The organism is Thermaerobacter sp. FW80, from assembly GCF_004634385.1.
In the GTDB taxonomy this organism is placed as follows: Bacteria; Bacillota; Sulfobacillia; order Thermaerobacterales; family Thermaerobacteraceae; genus Thermaerobacter; species Thermaerobacter composti.
This window is the reverse complement of sequence record NZ_CP037895.1, coordinates 863405-881700: the sequence shown is the minus strand read 5'-3', so window position 1 is coordinate 881700 and position 18296 is coordinate 863405. Positions and strand designations below refer to the sequence as shown.

18 protein-coding genes and 4 tRNA genes are annotated in these 18296 nt (G+C 69.2%); 5 read left to right on the top strand and 17 right to left on the bottom strand.

The window, feature by feature from the left end:
* Positions 1–57 precede the first annotated feature (57 nt).
* Positions 58–130 (bottom strand) — tRNA-Arg (locus tag E1B22_RS03815).
* A gap of 371 nt (positions 131–501) precedes the next feature.
* On the opposite strand from E1B22_RS03815, the gene E1B22_RS03805 reads away from it, so the two are divergent.
* Entirely contained in the window at positions 502–963 is a 462-nt protein-coding gene (locus E1B22_RS03805) for a QueT transporter family protein (RefSeq protein WP_135225933.1), read from the top strand.
* Between the two features lie 741 nt (positions 964–1704).
* On the opposite strand, the gene E1B22_RS03800 is transcribed toward E1B22_RS03805, so the two are convergent.
* The 6 genes from E1B22_RS03800 to E1B22_RS03775 form a co-directional block, all read right to left on the bottom strand.
* Complete coding sequence (locus tag E1B22_RS03800; protein ID WP_135224630.1) at positions 1705–1902, bottom strand: hypothetical protein; 198 nt, start codon at positions 1900–1902, stop codon at positions 1705–1707.
* A 177-nt stretch (positions 1903–2079) separates the two neighbouring features.
* Entirely contained in the window at positions 2080–4008 is a 1929-nt protein-coding gene (locus tag E1B22_RS03795) for a head maturation protease, ClpP-related (RefSeq protein ID WP_135224629.1), read from the bottom strand.
* A gap of 162 nt (positions 4009–4170) precedes the next feature.
* Positions 4171–4371 (bottom strand): hypothetical protein, encoded by a 201-nt coding sequence (locus E1B22_RS03790; protein WP_135224628.1) that lies wholly within the window; start codon positions 4369–4371, stop codon positions 4171–4173.
* Complete coding sequence (locus E1B22_RS03785; RefSeq protein WP_135224627.1) at positions 4368–4763, bottom strand: hypothetical protein; 396 nt, start codon at positions 4761–4763, stop codon at positions 4368–4370. Before E1B22_RS03785 ends, E1B22_RS03790 begins: the two co-directional genes overlap by 4 nt.
* Positions 4753–5241, bottom strand: a complete 489-nt coding sequence (locus E1B22_RS03780; RefSeq protein WP_135224626.1) for a phage terminase small subunit P27 family — start codon at positions 5239–5241, stop codon at positions 4753–4755. Before E1B22_RS03780 ends, E1B22_RS03785 begins: the two co-directional genes overlap by 11 nt.
* Before the next feature lie 389 nt (positions 5242–5630).
* Entirely contained in the window at positions 5631–5936 is a 306-nt protein-coding gene (locus E1B22_RS03775; protein WP_135224625.1) for a hypothetical protein, read from the bottom strand.
* 199 nt (positions 5937–6135) lie between these two features.
* On the opposite strand from E1B22_RS03775, the gene E1B22_RS03770 reads away from it, so the two are divergent.
* Positions 6136–7422 carry an IS256 family transposase gene (locus E1B22_RS03770; protein WP_135224104.1) on the top strand — a complete coding sequence of 429 codons (1287 nt, stop codon included), beginning with the start codon at positions 6136–6138 and terminating at the stop codon, positions 7420–7422.
* Here E1B22_RS03770 and E1B22_RS03765 read toward each other — a convergent pair.
* The 4 genes from E1B22_RS03765 to E1B22_RS03750 form a co-directional block, all read right to left on the bottom strand.
* Complete coding sequence (locus tag E1B22_RS03765) at positions 7353–8627, bottom strand: AAA family ATPase (protein WP_135224624.1); 1275 nt, start codon at positions 8625–8627, stop codon at positions 7353–7355. The two genes, E1B22_RS03770 and E1B22_RS03765, sit on opposite strands and share 70 nt — an antisense overlap.
* Positions 8624–9463 carry a bifunctional DNA primase/polymerase gene (locus tag E1B22_RS03760; protein WP_135224623.1) on the bottom strand — a complete coding sequence of 280 codons (840 nt, stop codon included), beginning with the start codon at positions 9461–9463 and terminating at the stop codon, positions 8624–8626. Before E1B22_RS03760 ends, E1B22_RS03765 begins: the two co-directional genes overlap by 4 nt.
* Positions 9464–9570: 107 nt before the next feature.
* Positions 9571–9789: a helix-turn-helix domain-containing protein gene (locus E1B22_RS03755; protein WP_135224622.1), complete on the bottom strand. Its 219-nt coding sequence runs from the start codon at positions 9787–9789 to the stop codon at positions 9571–9573.
* A gap of 56 nt (positions 9790–9845) precedes the next feature.
* The gene (locus tag E1B22_RS03750) at positions 9846–10367 is read right to left on the bottom strand and encodes a hypothetical protein (RefSeq protein ID WP_135224621.1); all 522 of its coding nucleotides are present in this window, start codon (positions 10365–10367) and stop codon (positions 9846–9848) included.
* A gap of 87 nt (positions 10368–10454) precedes the next feature.
* Between E1B22_RS03750 and E1B22_RS03745 the strand changes: the two genes are divergently transcribed.
* The gene (locus E1B22_RS03745) at positions 10455–10730 is read left to right on the top strand and encodes a hypothetical protein (RefSeq protein ID WP_135224620.1); all 276 of its coding nucleotides are present in this window, start codon (positions 10455–10457) and stop codon (positions 10728–10730) included.
* Positions 10708–11871: a tyrosine-type recombinase/integrase gene (locus E1B22_RS03740; protein ID WP_243123826.1), complete on the top strand. Its 1164-nt coding sequence runs from the start codon at positions 10708–10710 to the stop codon at positions 11869–11871. The genes E1B22_RS03745 and E1B22_RS03740 overlap by 23 nt, the downstream gene beginning before the upstream one ends.
* 166 nt (positions 11872–12037) lie before the next feature.
* Here E1B22_RS03740 and E1B22_RS03735 read toward each other — a convergent pair.
* Positions 12038–12112, bottom strand: a tRNA-Arg gene (locus E1B22_RS03735).
* 21 nt (positions 12113–12133) lie between these two features.
* A tRNA-Ser gene (locus tag E1B22_RS03730) sits at positions 12134–12225 on the bottom strand.
* A 190-nt stretch (positions 12226–12415) separates the two neighbouring features.
* Between E1B22_RS03730 and E1B22_RS03725 the strand changes: the two genes are divergently transcribed.
* Positions 12416–12685 (top strand): DUF2619 domain-containing protein, encoded by a 270-nt coding sequence (locus E1B22_RS03725; RefSeq protein WP_135224618.1) that lies wholly within the window; start codon positions 12416–12418, stop codon positions 12683–12685.
* A gap of 90 nt (positions 12686–12775) precedes the next feature.
* Here E1B22_RS03725 and E1B22_RS03720 read toward each other — a convergent pair.
* From E1B22_RS03720 to gyrA, 4 genes are all read right to left on the bottom strand, one after another.
* A tRNA-Ser gene (locus E1B22_RS03720) sits at positions 12776–12862 on the bottom strand.
* Between the two features lie 51 nt (positions 12863–12913).
* Entirely contained in the window at positions 12914–14194 is a 1281-nt protein-coding gene (gene serS, locus E1B22_RS03715) for a serine--tRNA ligase (RefSeq protein ID WP_135224617.1), read from the bottom strand.
* 202 nt (positions 14195–14396) lie between these two features.
* Entirely contained in the window at positions 14397–15503 is a 1107-nt protein-coding gene (locus E1B22_RS03710) for an AIR synthase family protein (protein ID WP_135224616.1), read from the bottom strand.
* Positions 15504–15811: 308 nt separating this feature from the next.
* Complete coding sequence (gene gyrA / locus E1B22_RS03705) at positions 15812–18244, bottom strand: DNA gyrase subunit A (RefSeq protein WP_135224615.1); 2433 nt, start codon at positions 18242–18244, stop codon at positions 15812–15814.
* Positions 18245–18296: the final 52 nt, after the last annotated feature.

Genomic DNA, 18296 nt, shown 5'->3' with positions numbered 1-18296 from the left:
GACGCCGGCGGCCGCAACGGCCCCACCGCCGCGTTGGACGGCTCACCGGCGCGAGGGTGCGCCCGGGAGGACTCGAACCCCCGACGCCTTCCTTAGGACGGAAGCGCTCTTCCACCTGAGCTACGGGCGCACGCCACCCCTGCACCCGCGATGCAGGGGCCGCGGGCTTATTCTACCATGGAGCGGGGTCGTCGGTCATCGCGGACGGCCCCGTGGGCGCCGCCAGGCCACCCCGGGGCCTGGCCGGCCGGCGCTCGGGCCGCGGTGCGGCCTGGCACGCCGGCGCCGCCTGCGGGCCGCGACGGGGCGGTGGCCGGTGAGCGGGGCGGCGCTACCGTCGCGGGCAGGCATCGTCCACCGCCGCCGTCCACCCCAAGGCGGGCGCCGGTGCCGGGCCCGGTGACCCGGGCGTCGCGACGGCCCGGCCGGGCACACCGGGTGCGCGCTGGCATCGCCGCGGCCGCCCTGGGCGGGATGGGGAGCGAGGGAGGCAGGACGTCCATGGACCTGCGCCGCTGGCTGCGCGCAGCGATGATCGCCGCGCTCTACGTGGTGCTCACCTGGGTCTTCCAGCCGATCTCCTTCGGTCAGATCCAGTTCCGGGTCAGCGAGGCCTTGACGTTGCTGCCCATGATCTGGGCCGAGGCCGTGCCCGGCCTGTTCGTCGGCGTCGCGCTCGCGAACCTGCAGAGCCCCTTCGGGTTGTGGGATGTGGCGGGCGGGTCGCTGGTCACGCTGGTCGCCGCCCTGGTGACCCGGCGGTGGCGGTTCCACCCCATCGGCTACCTCTCGCCCGTGGTCTTCAACGCGGTGCTGGTGGGCGGCTACCTCGCCTTCCTCACCCACACCCCGTACCTGCCCTGGGTGCTCTGGATCGCCGCGGGCGAGGCAGGGGTCGTGTTCCTGCTGGGCTACCCCTTGCTCCAGCTGCTGCGCCGGCGCATGCCGCCAGCGACCCCATAGACTCGCCGGTCGCCGCCTGGAGGCCGAAGTCGGCCGGCGCCCGCCCTAGAGGAAGGGAGGCGCCCCGGGCCCATGGTCGTGTCCGGCGGCGGGGGCGCGCCCGCGGCGGGTCCCAGGCGTTCACCTCGGCGACGAGGGGTCCGGGGAATCGACCCTGGGGCGGGCTCGACAGCGGCTGCCTGGGCGGGTCGGGCGCACGGCCCGGGCGCCGCATGCCTTGAAGGGTCCCCGCGGCCCCCTCCCGCGGGACGACGGCGATGCCACGCCCGCCCTGCACCGGCAGGTTGCTGCGGTGGAGCCGCTGCGGGCACGGGTGGGGGAAAAGCGGGCCGGATCCCAGCCAGATCGCAGCACTTTGAACGGGAACGGGGCCATACCCCGAGCGGGTATGGCCCCGTTTTCCCTTGTGCCATGCGGCTTTTTGATGTGCGCCGTGGAGGATTTGAACCCCCGACCTGCTGATCCGTAGTTCGGGGCCGCGTCTCCTACGGTGTCCCAACACGTCCAATGAAGTGTTGTGTCATGCGGGTTCGTGGCACCTAGCGGACGTGCGTTTGTTGCCGAGTCCGGCCTAATCCCGTCCATTTGGCTGACCATTTGGCTGACCGCTGCCACGGGCAAAAGAAGGGCCGCGGGGGACACCCGCAGCCCTTTGACCTGGGCGCATGGACCACAACGGCAACGCCCACGCTAGGGCGATGCACCGTGGTTTTGGGCAATATCTATTATACCACGTATCAGCTATTGCTTTACCAGGGCCAGGCCGAGAAGAAGGAAAACAATAAAGCCTATGATGACGCGAGCCTCCATCGTTGCCTGGTCCCTTTCAAACGGATTTTTCGCCTCAGACGCCTTTTTATAGCTCTGCTCTGCCAACTTCACAGCCTGGACTATAATGTAGATAAACGCCGCGAGAGCAAGGATTTGGACCAAATCCACGACACAACAACCCCCTCGCGCTTCCCCCTTATTCTCGGCCAAATGATAGCACAGGCGGCCCCTCCCACGGGCCGCCTGCATGTTAGGAGCGATACGGAAACGTGAACACGAACAGGCGGCCGGAGCCGCCTGCCCGTGCGGAGGTTGATGCACAATGAACCGTGAGATGCGTTAGGGTCACACCGCCTGCTGGATCAAGTGCGCCGCCTTCGGGTTGCGGACGTGGAACAGGGCGTTGATCTCAAACCGCAGCGTGGTCAGGTTCTGCCGGAAGCCCGTGTAGGGATCCGCAGCAGCTCGCAGCGTGGCGCGGTAGAACACACCCAACCTCCGGCTGTCAATCAGGATCGGCGGATGGCTGGCCGCGGCCGTATGCTCCACGATCCGCAGGCCCCACAGGGGCGACGCAACGCCGGCCTCGCGGGTCTGGAAGGCATAGTCCTGCGTGCCCGGCTGCTTGAACAGGTCCAGGGCCACCGCGTCGTCAGGCGTGACCACCAGAATGTCGGGGTTCAGGCCCTCCGCCCGCATGGCCGCGATGGCGTGGCGGACCTGCTCGATCAGGTTGGCGCCCGTGTAGGAGCTGGGCGGGTTCGCCGCCATGATCTGCGCCATCACGTGCTGGTCGATGGCCTGCTCCACCGCAAAACGGCCCTCAGCGTTCAAGAAGGCCTCAGCCGTGGCAATGGAGTCGAAAACCTGGTTCGGAATGTCCGGGATCACGACGGCAAACTGCCGCACCTTCTCCACGACATGCTCCACGGCCACGTTCACGGTCGCCTTATCGGTGGTCGCGGCCGGGTCGCGCTCAATGCTGCCGGTCACCGTCCGGCCGGTCTGGCGGAAGTCTTCGATGGCCGTGGTGCCCTCCAGGTCGCGGCTGGGCAGCAACGGGAACAGCCACCGCTCGTCACGGCCCAGGGGCAGAATGCCCTCCGGCGGCCGCACCCGCCAGGTTTCCTCCGGCGGGAAGGCCTGGGCCAGAGGTACGGTCACCACCGGCCGCTCCCGCAGGTTAAAGCCGGCGTCCAGGATGGCCTTCGCAAAGGCGCCCTTGGCCCTCTTGACCTGCACCGCAACACCGACGATTTCACGCTCTTTTTCCAAGGCAGCTTCCTCCTTCTGGACCTGCTTCCGCAGGGATCGCACCTGCTCCATGGCAGCTTCCGCAGCCTCCATGTCCCGGGCCTCGATAGCCGCCCGGGCGCGCTCCTCCGCCTCGGCCAGGTTCATGTGCAGTTCTCGTAACGCCCGGCTCATGGGTCGCTCGCCCCCGCCTTCGCCCTCATCCTCCACAGCCGCCAACTCCTTGGCGTACAGGTGGAGCCGCCCAAGTTGGAGATAGCTCTGCTCCTCCTCGGGCGTGATGCTCCGCTTTTCCGCCTGCGCCCGGTCCAAAATCGCCGCCTGCTCAGACTCCAGGGCGGCTGCAATGTCCTTGAGCTTCATGCCTCCATGCCCCCCAAGCTTCGGCCTGTTGCGGAACCGCGACAGGTCCACCTCGACGCCGTTGACTACCAGCGTCGAGCCCCGCACTGAGGCGGCCACCTGCTTGGCCTCCTCGATCTCATCCGCGAAGCCCAGCTCGACGGCTTCCTCGGCGGTCATCCACGTCTCGGCGTCCAGCAGTTCGATGATCTTTTCGCGCGAGAGCCCCGTCCTAGCCTCGTACACCGGGATCATGGCCTCGCGGGCCTTGTCGAGTTCGTCCGCAACCTGGCGCAAGAAGGCAGCATCTCCGGCGGCGATAACCCACGGGTTATGGACCATCATCATGCCGTTGCGGGGGATGATGATCCGGTCGCCTGCCATGGCAACGAGCGACGCCGCCGACGCCGCCAGACCATCGATGTACACCGTCACCTTCGCCGGGTGGCGCTTCAGCATCGAGTAGATAGCTTGCCCGGCGAAGGCGTCCCCGCCCGGGCTGTTGATGTACACGCGAAGCTCCTGGACGTCGCCCAGGCCCTGCAGGTCCTCGTAGAACTGCTTGGGCGTCACCTCGTCGCCCCACCACGTCACGTCGCTGATAGGGCCGTACAGCAGGAGCTCCGCCGCCTTCGGGGCGGCCGCCGCCCGGAACTGCCAAAACCGCCGCTTGCCCATTCGATGGACCCCCAAAAAGGCAAAACCCGGGCCAGCCCCTGCGTTCGCAGGGATTGGCCCGGGCTCTCCACCGAGTTCCGGGCCTGTCGGGCGCCTCCACCGGCCCCGACAGGTTCAATTGCTTGTTCAGTGGACCGCTCCACCGCGGCCCGTAATATTGTATCACAAACTGGCCTGCTTTTCCACCCATTCGCCGCCCCGGGCCAGCCTCTTTGCCTTGCGCCTCTCCCGCCGTTCCCAGGCCCGCGCCTCGCGGACCAGGGCCTCGGCCTTCTCGCGTTCCTCGGGCGTCATGGTCCGGCCCTGTTCGAGGACAGAGCGCACAAAATCCCGCCACTCACGCCAATAGGGGTTGTCCGTCACGCCGCACCACCCGCCTCCACGAACCGCTGGACCTCGCGCCAGAACCGCTCCAGCCGCGGGAACCGCAGGATCGCTTCACCGGCCGGCCCCTGCGCCAGCACGTAACCGGCGCGTCCAGTGGCGTAGCCGCCCAGGGCCTCGTGCGCCTTCCGCCAGGAAAGCTCGTCCGCTGCGGCCACGTCCGCCCGCAGGACATCCTCAATGGCGGCCGTCACCTCGTCCACAGGGGCGCCGGCCCGGCGGATAGACTCGAATACCAGGGTGGCAAGGACACCGCTCCAAACGTCCTGGAGGCGGGAGCCCTCCGGGGCGTCCTTTACTTCCTCCCACGCCAAGAGCCGCGCCAGCCGCAATTCCTCGTCGCTTAGGACCTGCACAGCCTCACGAAGCATGCGGATCATCCCCCTCGAAAAGCTCCGAAAAGCGGTCCCTCTGCGCCGCCTCTCCGGCTGCCTTGGCCAGGGCCGCCCGGGAGGCGGGGTCCAACCCCAATCGCCCGGCGGCCTGGTGGGCGATTCGGGCGTACAATTCCGCCACCCGAACGGCCGGGTGGGGCTTCCCGCCCAGAACAAGGCCTTGCTCCTGCACGATCCGCGCCGCCTCAGCGTACCGGGCGGTCGCGTCCGCGTACACCGCCAGCACGCCCACGTCGGCGTTGCTGAGGACCTGCACTCCGGCCGCTTCGAAAGCTTTCACAACCCGCTCGAACACTGTCCGGGCGGCTTCATCCAGCCACTCGGGCGGGGTTAAATCGTCCGCCGCCGGTCGCAGGGCCGCTTCCGCCTGCTTTCTCGCCTCAATCTCGCGTTTAGACCGCTTGTGGCGGCCGCTCAGGACGTGCAGTTCAATTGGACGTGGCCTTCTGCCCATGCCTCACCACCGCCCAAACGCCATATGTTTTTGCGGGTTTTGCGCGCGCGAGGGGGGCCCGCCGGTTTCCGGGTCGCCGGCCCGGAATTTTTCTACAGCCCCTACGGTTTGGACGTTTTGGACAGCCCGCACCCTGCCCCGCAGACGGGGCGCCCGCGGCAACACAGCCTGTTGCGCCACCGCCACGCACCGGCAACCGCACCGACAGAAGACCGTGCTGCGTTCCAGCGCCTCGGCCACAACCCGCCGGCAGGCAGGGCAATAGAAGGGAACCAGCTTGACCCGCCTCACCATGGCAGCCACCCCGCCGCCCGGAACACCACCGACAACAGCCGCCCAAGTGCCAAGCCGAGAGCAAAGTCCGCCAACACCCGTTGCCAGCGCATTGTTCATCCCTCCTGCGCCCGCCGCCTCAGCCACTGCGGGCAGTCTCGCCACCGGATTTGGTGAACGATGCCGGTGCAGGGGTCGCGCACCGACACCCAGCCCCACTCTTCCTGCCACGCCTCCAGCGGCCAGAAACGCGGCCGGTCACTACGCAGAACCGCCAGCAGTTCGCCTTTGTGCGCCCGTACGGCCTCGCGCAGTTCGGGCGTCAGCGCACCCCGCGGAGCGCGATAGCAGAGGCGGTCACCGTCAGCCCAAACCTCGACACCCCGCCGGCGCAGTTCGGTCAGGAGGGCGGCTGCCGTCATAGCCAGCCCTCCTCGACCTCATCCGACGCGGCCGCCTCTGCGACCCCGTTCATGTGTGACACACTCTGGCTTGGCACACTTGGCACAGTTGAGGAAGGTGACGTCCTAAACTGTCTGTAAACGCGAAGCGGTCTGGGCTACCATCGGTGGCGTCGGAAAACTCGCCCCAGCTGGGGCACACCGAGGAGGACCCAGACCTATGTCCAGGATACCACCCAGCCAGCAGTTGGCGGAGCTGGCCCGGCAGCTGGCCGCGCAGGCCCGGGAGGGTACTGAGGTCGAGGACCTGACCCATGCCCTCGTCCGCCTGGGCGCCCGCAAGCTCATCCAGGAGCTGCTGGAGGCAGAGGTCACGGAGCTTTTGGGGCGCGGACGCTACGAGCGGCGCGAGCCTGGCCAGGAAGGCGCCCGCAACGGCTACAAGCCGCGGACGCTGCGTTGCGCCGAGGGGCGGCTCGAGATCGACGTCCCCCAGGTGCGGGGCATGGAGGGACTGTGCCAGCCCACGCTGTGGAGGGCCCTCAAGCGGCGGACGGACGTGCTGGAGCGCCTGGTGGTGGAGATGTACGCCCGGGGCCTCTCTACCCGGGACATCGAGGATGCGCTGGCGGAGCTGGCGGGCAGCGAAGCGCCGCTTTTGAGCCGGTCCACCGTGAGCCGGATCACCGAGGCGCTCCACGAGGAGTTCGAGGCCTTTGCCCAGCGGGACCTGTCAGGCCTCGACGTGGTGTACCTGTTCGCCGACGCCATCTACGAGTCGCTGCGCCGGCAGGCGGGCTGCCGTGAGGGCATCCTGGTCACCTGGGCCATCTTGAGCGACGGCAGCAAGGTGCTGGTGCACCTGAGCCTGGGCAACAAGGAGCGCTACGAGGACTGGCTGGAGCACTTCCGGGATCTGGTGCGCCGGGGGCTGAAGACGCCGCTGACGGTGACGACGGACGGGGCGCCGGGGCTGATCCAGGCGGTGGAAGCCATGTGGCCGGAGGCGGAGCGCATCCGCTGCTGGGTGCACAAGATGCGGAACGTGCTGGACAAGGTGCCGGAGGAGGCGCGGCCCGTGCTCAAGCCCTACCTGGAGGCGATCCGGGACGCACCGGATATCGAGCAGGGCCGGCGGCTGGTGGCCGAGGTGGTGGAGCGGTTCGGGCGGGAGTATCCCTCGGCCATGCGGAGCCTGCAGGAGGACCTGGAAGCGAGCCTGGCGCACCTGCGGCTACCCGCCGCCCACCGCAAGCATGTCCGGACCACCAACCTGGTGGAGCGCAGCTTCGAGGAGGAGCGGCGGCGCGCCAAGGTGATCCCGCGGTTTCGGAGCGAGCGGGAGTGCCTGAAGCTAGTCTTCGCCGTGCTGTGGCGGGCGAGTGAGCGCTGGCGGCGGGTGCAGTTCAGCGAGCACGAACGAAAGCAGCTGGAGCGCTACATCGAGGAGCGGCAACGGCAAAGAGCGGCGCAGAAAGAGGTTTCACCCGCTGCCACCGTGGCATGACCCAGACCGCTTTTACAGACAGTTCGGGACTTGACCGTTGAGGAAAACCCTTGTGTGGCGCGGGTTTCTTCGAAATGTGCCAACTGTGCCAGCGAATTGTTTGGCACAGTTGGCCCAGTATCTGTGCCATGGCGTTCGAGCAGCTCCCAGACCCACGTACGGCCAACCTTGCGGGTGCGAACGCCAACCTGGCGGGCGGCGCGCCACAGGGTGCGCTTGCTGGCACCGATCTCAACCTCGGCGCGCTTTTCGATCTCACGAGATGGCACCGGCCCCTCGGCCAGAACCTCCAGCAGCCACTCGATGGCCCGGGGCAGCTTTGGCTCCCCGTCGCTCTCAACCCGCGGGGCCAGCAGCGCCTCCGCGTCCACGTCGGAAACGCCTTCCCAGAAGAAGGCCCCGTCGCGGATGCTAAACGCCAGTGACGGCCCTTTTTCGGTCAAGGACGCCTTCGAATGGGCAACGATACGCCGGCGCCCCTCTTCGTCATTGGGGTCCTGCGCAACGACCAGCATGCTGCGCACTGCGGCGGCAAAGTCGATGGAGCCCAGACCGCGATAGATGGCGCGGTCGGTGGTGCTCTTGGCAAGGTGGCGGATCAGCACCACCGCGCACCCGTACCGCTCCGCCAGAGCGCTCATCCCCGACAGGACGGCGCGCACTTCGTTCGCCCTGTGAATGTCCACGCCGGCGCCCACGTACGCCTGAATGGGGTCGACCACCACCAGTGCGGGGCGGTGCGCAGCCAGGGCGGCCTCGATCACGTCCAGGTCCTGAAGGGTGACGGTGCCGCCGTGTTCGCGCCCCTTCTCGTCCGTACCCCGCCAGCCGGTCAGGGCAAACACCCTGGCCGGGTCCGCCCCTGCCGCGTCCAGACGGGGGCGCAGGGTGTCACCGAGCCCATCCTCGGCCGTCAGGTACAGCACATTAGCGGGTTCACGCCATTCACGCGGCACCCCGTCAAGCCCTGGCAGCGGCTCGCCGCGAGACACGGCCGCCGCCAACCGCAGGGCCAGCCAGGTCTTACCTACCCCCGGGTCGCCCTCCAAAATGGTCAACTTGCCCAAGGGGACGTAGGGATACCACAGCCACTTGACTTCCTCCGGCGCCACGTCGGCCAGCCGCTTAACCGCCGGCCGCCGCTCGACAACACGGGCACCGTTGCCTTGGACCAGGGCCGCGAGCCCATCCAGGTTCACGTTCATGCCGACCGCCCCCTGTGCAGCAGCCCGCGTCGGCGAGCCTCCGCTTTGGCAATGCTGTTGACCGTCCGCAGGACCTCTGCCGCATCCAGGGGCGGCTTAAACCGGGCCTCGTTCAGCGCCAACATCAAGAGGGCTGTCACGTAGGGGTCCACGCCCCGCCGCAACAGGTGGCCGGCGAAGCGGGCAATGGTATTGTTGCGGGCGCCCTCTGCCACCCCGAACGCCGCCAGCTTGCGCCATTCCTCCGCCGACACCGCGCTACCATTCCGGGCCGCGCCGTCGTCGACCAGGGCCAGCAGCCATGCGGGGGCAGCGGCCATAGGTACCTCACCCGGGCGGGATGACACTTCCCAGGCGTACCGCCGGCCGCTTTCGTGACGGGAAGGGGCTGCAGCGATGTATCCGCCGTCGCCTCGCACGTCCAGCCCCGGGGCCAGCGCAACCTTGTTGGCGACGGGTCGCCCGGGCCACCGGAAGAGGATGTGGCGGCCACCGCCGCCGGTGATGGCCTCTACCGTATCGGGTAACCGCCCGTGTTTGGCCTCTAGCTCGTGCAGGGCCTCACTGCCGCCCTTGTCCGGATCCACGTCCAATACCCAGAACCCGCTCGCGCGCCCCGTGGCGATACCAACATTCGCCGACGGCCAACGGGTCCACCAGCGGCGGATTGTGTCGGCGTCTCGGGTGGCGTCATGGACGCCATGCTTGGTGAGTGGGTGCTTGCCAGGGCTCTTGCAATCAGTGTCGCCGCACGTGCAGCGCCCGCCCCGGATGGAATGGAGGGGCAGCACCGCCCAGCGGAAGTGGGTGGCGTAATACAGCGCCGCCCTCAGCATCTGGTTGTGCTGCTGGGTTTGCGTTACAATCGACCCAGAGAGTCCCCTGCGGTCCTTTTTGGCTTGCCGCCCGCCGTCGAGCGGGCGGTTCTCCGTTGCTACCGCCCTCACGCCGCATCGCCTCCGTTACGGGCCGCGCCCTTCTCCAGCCACTGCACGAACGCAGCCTTGGGAATCAGGAACCTACGGCCCACGCGGACATTCGGAATCACGCCCGCGCGCAGGTAGGTGTAAACGGTGTTGCGATTCAGCCCCGTTAGGGCCATCACGTGGCGTGGGTCCATCAGGTCAGGGGCATCGGCCAGCCGCATCCGTTCCTTTGCCACCGCGCACCACCCCTTTACACAGCTATCTACTTAGCAGTGCAATGCAAGAAAAAGGTCTACTCTTCGGTGAAAACCACCACGTCAGGCGTGCCCCCTGACGCCTCTGCTATCTCCAGCTTCACCTCACCTGTGGCTCTCACGCGCACGATGGACAGTTCTACGGGCATCGCCAGCGGTATGCCGGCCTTTGCCTTCTCGTACGCAACCAGCCAGTTAAAGAACGGCGAATCACCTACTACCACGGGGTATCGCTGACCCACGCCGTGGAACAGCAACTCATATGGCACCTTCAGCTTGCGGAAGTCAAAGCCGCTCGCATACCACGCGAGCAACTCTTCCCTAATGGCGCGGATTCGCTTGTTCGTTGTCCGCAGGCCCGCTTTATTCCGAGCAGCCCAGGCGGCTACGGCCTCCCAAAGCGCTTCCTCCGGGTAATCCGCGAACCGCCCGCGGCCGCGCCCGAGACTGCCTTCCTTGGGAGGGGTGACGAGCCCTTCCCGCTTCCACAGGTTCAGCGTCGAGCGCCCGATGGTGGCGCCGAGTTTCCTAGCACGCGCAATCAGCTCGTCAGGGCTCATCGCCACGCCTCCCATTGCACTGCTAACCACTTGGTATTATAATGGCCTCGCAAGTCCTGTCAAGTCTGCCACAAGGAGGGATGAACCGTGCTCGACACGTCCTCCCTGGACGCGCGCCTGGAGGAAATCCGGCGGGAGGCTGGTCAGGTAAGAGAGGTCTACTTTTGGTTTACGCCCGAAGGGTCGGCGAACAGTCGGCTGCGTGACGATGGGCAGTTCGGCGTGATAGCCATCAGCCAGGATTTGCGGGCCTACCCCGTGGCCCTCTGTGAGAGTCGCGAAGAGGCTGAGGCAGTGGCCCGGTACGCGATGGCCTACTTCGAGCGGCACGGTGATCGTCATGCCGAAGCGGCGCGGGCATAACGAGGGTAGCATCTACCAGCGCAAGTCCGACAACAAGTGGGTAGCGGCGGTCACAGTCTACACCGGCGATGGCCGCAGGCGTCGCAAAACGCGGGTGTGCAGGACCAGGGCGGAGGCTAAGAAGGCCCTGCAAGAGCTGCTGGCTGACCTGCGCGCCGGGCGCCTAGCCGCGGGCGCATCGGTGACAACGGGCGACTACCTGGCGACGTGGCTCGATAGCGTCAAGCATGGCCTGCGGCCGCGCACCCTGGAAAGCTACAGCTACATCGTGCGCCACCACCTGTCCCCCGAAATTGGCCGGATCAAGCTGGAGCGCTTGACGCCGGCCCACGTGCAGGACCTGCTGGACCGTAAGCTAGCCGCCGGCCTTTCTCCGCGCACCGTCCGGTACATCTTTACGGTTCTCAACGCGGCCCTAGGGCGAGCGGTCAAGTTCGGAATCCTCACCCGCAACCCTTGCGATGTCGTTGAAGCCCCGAAGGTCGAGCGCAAGGAAATGCAAGCACTGACGCCGGCGCAAGCCGCCCGATTCCTGGCAGCGGCCCGAGAAGATCGGTTCCACGCTCTGTTCGTGCTGGCCGTGACCTGCGGCTTACGCCAGGGCGAGCTGCTAGGCCTTCGGTGGGAAGATGTCGACTTCGACGCAGCCACCCTGACGGTCCAGCGGCAGTTGCAGTGGGACCGCGCCGGCAAGCGGTTCGTCCTGGCCCAGACCAAGACGGGGCGCGGCCGTCAGGTTCCCTTGCCGCCGGTGGCGGTCGACGCCCTGCGCCGCCACCGCGCCCGCCAGGCGCAGGAACGCCTTCTGGTGGGGTCCGCATGGTGCAATGACTACGGGGCGCTGGTGTTCACCACGGCCGTTGGTACGCCAGTGCGCCCCGAGAACCTGGTCCGGCGCCACTTTAAGCCGGTCCTGGAGCGCGCCGGTCTGGCGCCAATCCCATTCCACGCCCTGCGGCACACCTGCGCCACCCTGATGCTCCAGGCCGGCATTCCGATGAAGGTTGTCCAGAGTGTCCTTGGGCACGCCAGCATCAGCACGACGGCCGACATCTACATGCACGTAGACGCAAACTTCCTAGCCACCGCCGCGGCCCGAGTGGAAGACCTACTCGCAGGAGGGTTTGCCGGTGCGGGTTGAATCCACGAGCGGGGCAGTACAAACACGCGGCCGCCCGGAGGATCACCAGACGGCCGCCACGCCAACCGAGTAGGGTTGTATGAATTGGGACCGGGCCGCCACCCGGTCCCAATTCGTTTGGCTGACTTTTGGCTGACCGGCGCGCCTCCATCGGCCAGCCGTCTTGTGCGCCGTGGAGGATTTGAACCCCCGACCTGCTGATCCGTAGTCAGCCGCTCTATCCGGGCTGAGCTAACGGCGCACACAAGATTCGCTCGCGCAGCGGAAGGGGAGGGATTCGAACCCTCGGAGGGGCTTTAAAGGCCCCTCAACCGCTTAGCAGGCGGCTCCTTTCGACCTCTCAGGCACCCTTCCCGGCGACAGCCCCAATCTTAGCACAGGGCCGCGACCCGCGCAAGCCGAGGGCGGCGCCCGCGCCGGCCAGCCCCTCGCGCCGCCACGCGCGGCCGATGTCGCCGCACCGCGCCCGGGGACCGCGCCGCGCCCGGCCATCATGCCCGCCGGTGTCGCGGCGTACGGTGGTGACGGAACGGAGGGGACGCCCGTGGCCCACAACGACCCCTATGCGACCGGCATGGCCCTCACCCGGTTGGTATCCGGCTGCCTCGAGGTGCTGGCCGCCTTGCTCATCTGGCGGGTCGCCCGCGTCGACCGGGCGCTGGAGATCAACGCCCTGCTGGCCGCCGTGGGTCCCCTGGCCATGGTGCTTGCGACGGCCATCGGGCTCGCCGGCGCGGCGGGTGCCATGCCGCCCCTGAAGCTGGCGCTGATCCTCGCCGGCGTCGCGCTGATTCTGATCGGCACCCGCCTGTGACCGCGCATCGGCGCGGCGCGGGGCCAGCAACCCCCAGCCCACGCGCCCGGACCGGCGGCGCCCCGCCCAGGCGGCGCGGGCCCTCTCGTGCGGAAGGGGTGGGATTCGAACCCACGGTGGGCGTGCGCCCACTGCGGTTTTCAAGACCGCCGCGTTCAACCACTCCGCCACCCTTCCACGCACCGCGACGCTGCGGCACCTTGGATTGTATCACGGGCCACGGCGCCATCAACCTGCCTGCAGCCGTTGGACGCCGCCCATGTACGGGCGCAGCGCCTCCGGGATCACGACGCTGCCGTCGGCCTGCTGGTAGTTCTCCAGCAACGCCGCCAGCGTCCGGCCCACCGCCAGGCCCGATCCATTCAAGGTGTGGACGAACCGCGGCCGGGCGCCGGGCTCGGGCCGGAAGCGGATGTTGGCACGGCGCGCCTGATAGTCCCGGTAGTTGCTGCACGAGGAGATCTCGACGTAGCGGCCGTAGCTGGGCATCCACACCTCCAGGTCGTATTGCTTGGCCTGGGCGAAGCCCATGTCGCCGGTACAGATCAGCACCACCCGATACGGCAGGCCCAGTCGCTGGAGCACCGCCTCGGCATCGGCCACCAGCCGCTCGTGCTCCTCGGCGGAGCGGTCGGGATGGACGAACTTCACCAGCTCCACCTTGTCGAACTGGTGCTGGCGGATCAGGCCGCGGGTGTCCCGGCCGGCCGACCCCGCCTCCGCCCGAAAGCACGGGGTGTAGGCCACGTGGTAGATCGGCAGCTGCGCCGCGTCCAGGATCTCGTCGCGGTAGAGGTTGGTCACCGGCACCTCGGCCGTCGGCACCAGGAAGAGGTCCGAGTCCGCCACCCGGAAGGCGTCGTCCTCGAACTTGGGCAGCTGACCCGTCCCGACCATGCTCTGACGGTGGACCAAGAAGGGGGGCAGCACCTCGGTGTAGCCGTGCTCTTGCGTGTGCAGGTCCAGCATGAACTGGATCAGCGCCCGCACCAGCCGCGCGCCGCGGTCGCGAAACACGGTGAAGCGCGCGCCGGTGATCTTGGCCGCCCGCTCGAAGTCCAGGATGCCGAGGGCCGGCCCCAGATCCCAGTGGGCCTTGGGCTCGAAGTCGAAGCGGGGCGGCTCCCCCCAGCGGCGCACCTCCACGTTGTCCTCGGCGTCGTCGCCCTCGGGCACGTCGGGATCGGGGATCATCGGGATGCGCAGCAGCCGCTCCTGGATCTCCTGCTCCAGCCGACGCACCCGCTCTTCGAGCTCCTTGATGGTCTCGCCCACGCGCCGCATGGCGGCGATCAGCTCGCTGGCGTCGGCTCCCTGGCGTCGCAACCGGCCGATGGCCTCCGAGGTCTCGTTGCGCTGGGCTCGCAGCTCTTCCAGCCGCTGGAGGTCACGGCGCCAGCGGGCGTCGGCCTCCAGCAGCGCGTCCAGATCGCCCTCCTCCACGCGCCGCCGGCGAAGCGCCGCGCGCACGACCTCCGGATTCTGGCGCACGAACCGCAAGTCCAGCAACAGCCGTTCCCCCCTTCGCTCCGATCCCCACCCGGCCCAGGTCTGCGCATCGGCTCCGCAGCCGCCGCAGCCGGAGGGCGGCGCCGGTCGCCGCCGTCGGACGCACGGCTCGGGCCGGGATGGGGGTCGCGCCACGGCCCGGCCGCCCGCCCCCGGTCCCGGCCGGCGGCGGCCCCAGGCGGTCGCCCGCCGGCCTTCCCGGTCACGAGGGCGTCCCGTCGCCGCCGAGCCGCGCCCGGGCGATCCACAACGCGTCGGTCCCCGGCGCCTCCAGGGGCTGCTCGGACCCTTCTTCGGTGATCACGCGCAACCGGCCGTCGTCCGTCACCCGGCCGATCACCGCCGCCGGGATGCCGGCCTCGGTCCACGCCGCCTGCAGCCGGGCCCCCGCCTCGGGCGGAGCCGCCACCACCAGCGCGCCGGAGCCGATGAGCCGCAGCGGATCCACCCCCGCCGCAGCGCAGATCGCTCGGGTCTCGTCCCGCACGGGGACGGCCGCCGCCTCGACGATGCAGCCCACCGCGTCGCCCTGGGCGTGGCGGGCCGCCGTCACCATCTCCCACACGGCGCCCAGCACGCCGCCCTCGGTGACGTCGTGCAGCGCGTGGGCGCCGCGCCGGGCCGCCAGCCGCGCCTCCGGCACGATGCTGAGCCACCGCCCCAGCTGCGCCGCCGCATCGAGCACGGCCCCGGGGACACCCCGGGCCGCCAAGGCCCGCCGGCAGTCGGTGGCCAGGATGGCCGTGCCCTCCAAGCCTGCCCACTTCGTCATCAGCAGCACGTCCCCCGGCCGGGCGCCGCTGCTCGGCATCAGGCCCTCCGGTGCGGTGCGGCCCAGGGCCGTGGCCATCACCAGGGGCTGGGCCAGGCCCGGGGTGACCTCCGTATGGCCGCCGGCGATCTGACAGCCCACCTCCCGCGCGGCCCGTTGGGCGCCGGCCATGATCGCCTCCAGGACGGCGGCGGGCGTCCCCGGCGGCAGCAGGATGGTCAGGAGCACGGCCACCGGCTCGGCGCCGGTGGCGGCCACGTCGTTGCAGTTGACGTGCACGGCCAGCCAGCCCGCGTCGTGACCCGCCCCGGTGATGGGATCGCTGGCGGCGACGCACAGCTCACCCTCCAGGTCCAAGGCGGCCGCGTCCTCGCCCGGGGCGGCACCGAGCACCACCTCGCGACGCCGGACCCCGATTCGCGGGAGGACCAGGCGTTCCAGGAGGGAAGCCGGCAGCTTACCCTCCGGCAAGACGGCAGCGGCCGCCTTCGGATCGCCCGGGTCCCCCGACGCCGTTCGCCGTGGTTCCGTGTCCATGGCGCGTGGGCCTCCCCCGCTGGGTCTCTCGTCGGCCGGTTCGTCCCGATGGCGGTGGCGACCTGTTCTCGGGGGCCGCCTCGGCCCGGTCCGGCGCCAAGGCAAGCACGGCGCGGGCGCCAAGCCCGCTCCGGCGGCGCGCGACGGCGGGGCGCCGTCGCGGGCGGCGAGCGGCGACGGTTCACCGCACCGCGCCCGCCGCGGCCCGGGACCGCCGCCGTGGCGGACGGCCGCCGGCCGCGCCCCTACGGCCGCCGGCGCCGCCCCGCGACCCGTGACCCGAAGCCCGCGACGCAGGCGACGCCCCGTCACTCGCCCTTCTGGGCCAGCGTCGCCACCGCCGAGACCCGGTCGCCGGGTTCGAGGCGCATCACCGTGACCCCCTGGGCGGCCCGCCCCTGGATGGACACCTGCTCCGCAGGCACGCGCAACACGATGCCGCCTTGGGACACCAGCATGACCTCCTCGCCCGGCCGCACGACCTGGAAGCCGGCCACGCGGCCGTTGCGCGGCGTCAGCGTGATGGCGCGGATCCCCTTGCCGCCGCGGCCCTGCACGCGGAAGTCGCGGACCGGCGTCCGCTTGCCGAACCCGAGGTCGGTGATGAGCAGCAGGTGGGCGTCGTCCTCGGCGAGCGCCATGCCCACCACCTCGTCGCCGTCGTCCAGGCGGATGCCGATCACGCCGCGCGCCGTGCGCCCCATGGGCCGCACCTCGGCCACCGGGAAGCGGATCGCCTGGCCTTGGCGGGTCACCAGCAGCACGTCACCGCGACCGTCGGTCAGCTCGACCGCCACCAGTTCGTCCCCGGCGTCCAGGGCCAGGGCGATCAGCCCCCCCCGCCGGATGTGGCTGAACTCGGCCAGGGCGGTGCGCTTGACCACCCCGCGCCGGGTGCACATCAGGAGGTCGCGGTCCTCGCCGAAGTCCCGCACGGGGATCACGGCCGTGACGTGTTCGTCCCGTTCGATCTCGATCAGGTTGACCACGGCCGTGCCGCGGGCCGTGCGCCCCGCCTCGGGGATCTCGTGCACCCGGCGGTGGTAGACCTTGCCCCGATTGCTGAAGAACAGCAGGTTCTCGTGGGTGGTGGCGATGAAGAGCCGGGCGACGAAGTCCTCCTCGCGGGTCTGGATGCCCGCGACGCCCCGGCCGCCCCGGCGCTGGCTGCGGTAGGTGTCCACCGGCAGGCGCTTGATGTAGCCCCGGTGGGTCAGGGTGATGACCACGTCCTCCTCGGCGATCAGGTCCTCGACCTCGAACTCGGCGGCGCCCGCCACGATCTTCGTGCGCCGGTCGTCGCCGAAGCGGTCGCGGATCTCGCCCAGCTCCTGCTTGATGATGTCCAGCACCATCTTCTCGGAGTTCAGGACCGCCCGCAGGTACTCGATCTCCTTGAGCAGCTCCTGGTACTCCTCCTCGACCTTCTCGCGCTCCAGGCCCGTCAGGCGCTGCAGGCGCATGTCCAGAATCGCCTGGGCCTGCCTCTCCGTCAGGTTGAAGTTCTGTATCAGCCCGGTGCGGGCCTCGTCGACGGTGCGCGACTGGCGGATCAGGGTGATCACCGCGTCGATGTGGTCCAGGGCGATGCGCAGCCCCTCCAGGATGTGGGCCCGGGCCTCCGCCTTCTCCAGGTCATGGCGCGTCCGCCGGACGATCACGTCCTTCTGGTGGTCCAGGTAGTGGCGCAAGAGCTGCTTGAGGGTGAGGACCCGGGGCTGGCCGTCCACCAGGGCCAGCAGGATGATCCCGTAGCTCACCTGCATCGGGGTGAACTTGTAGAGCTGGTTCAGGATCACGTTGGGGTTGGCGCCCCGCGCCAGCTCGATGACCACCCGCAGCCCCGAGCGGTCCGTCTCGTCCCGCAGGTCGGTGATCCCCTCGATGCGCCGCTCCTGGACCAGCTCGGCGATCTTCTCGATGATCTTGCTCTTGGTCACCTCGTAGGGGATCTCGGTGACCACGATGCGCGCCTTGCCGCTGGCCGACGTCTCGATCTGGGCGTGGGCGCGGATGGTGATGATGCCCCGGCCCGTGGTGTAGGCCTGGCGGATGCCCTCCCGCCCCACGATGATGCCGCCGGTGGGGAAGTCCGGCCCCTTGATCACCCGCATCAGATCGCGATCGCTGGCGTCGGGGTGGTCGATCAGGTGGATGACGCCGTCGATGGCCTCCCGCAGGTTGTGGGGCGGGATGTTGGTGGCCATGCCCACGGCGATGCCCGCGGCGCCGTTGACCAGCAGGTTGGGGAACCGCGCCGGCAACACGGCCGGCTCCTGCTCCGTCTCGTCGAAGTTGGGGACGAAGTCGACGGTGTCCTTGTCCAGGTCGCGCATGAGCTCCATGGCCAGCGGGCTCAGGCGCGCCTCGGTGTAGCGCATGGCCGCCGGCGGGTCGCCGTCGATGGAGCCGAAGTTGCCGTGGCCCTCGATCAGCGGGTAGCGCATGGAGAAGTCCTGGGCCATGCGCACCAGGGCGTCGTAGACGGCGGCGTCGCCGTGGGGGTGGTACTTGCCCAGCACGTCACCCACGGTGCGGGCGGACTTCTTGAAGGGCTTGTCCGGGGTGTTGCCCCCCTCCCGCATGGCGTAGAGGATGCGGCGGTGGACCGGCTTGAGGCCGTCCCGCACGTCGGGCAGCGCCCGGTTGACGATCACGCTCATCGCGTAATCGATGTAGGATTGTTTCATCTCCTCCTCGATGTCGACGGGGAGGATCTTGCCGTGGGTGTACTCTGCCATCGCGTCGCTCCTCGTCCTCCACAGCGGCGACGCCCGCGCCGCGACCGGGACG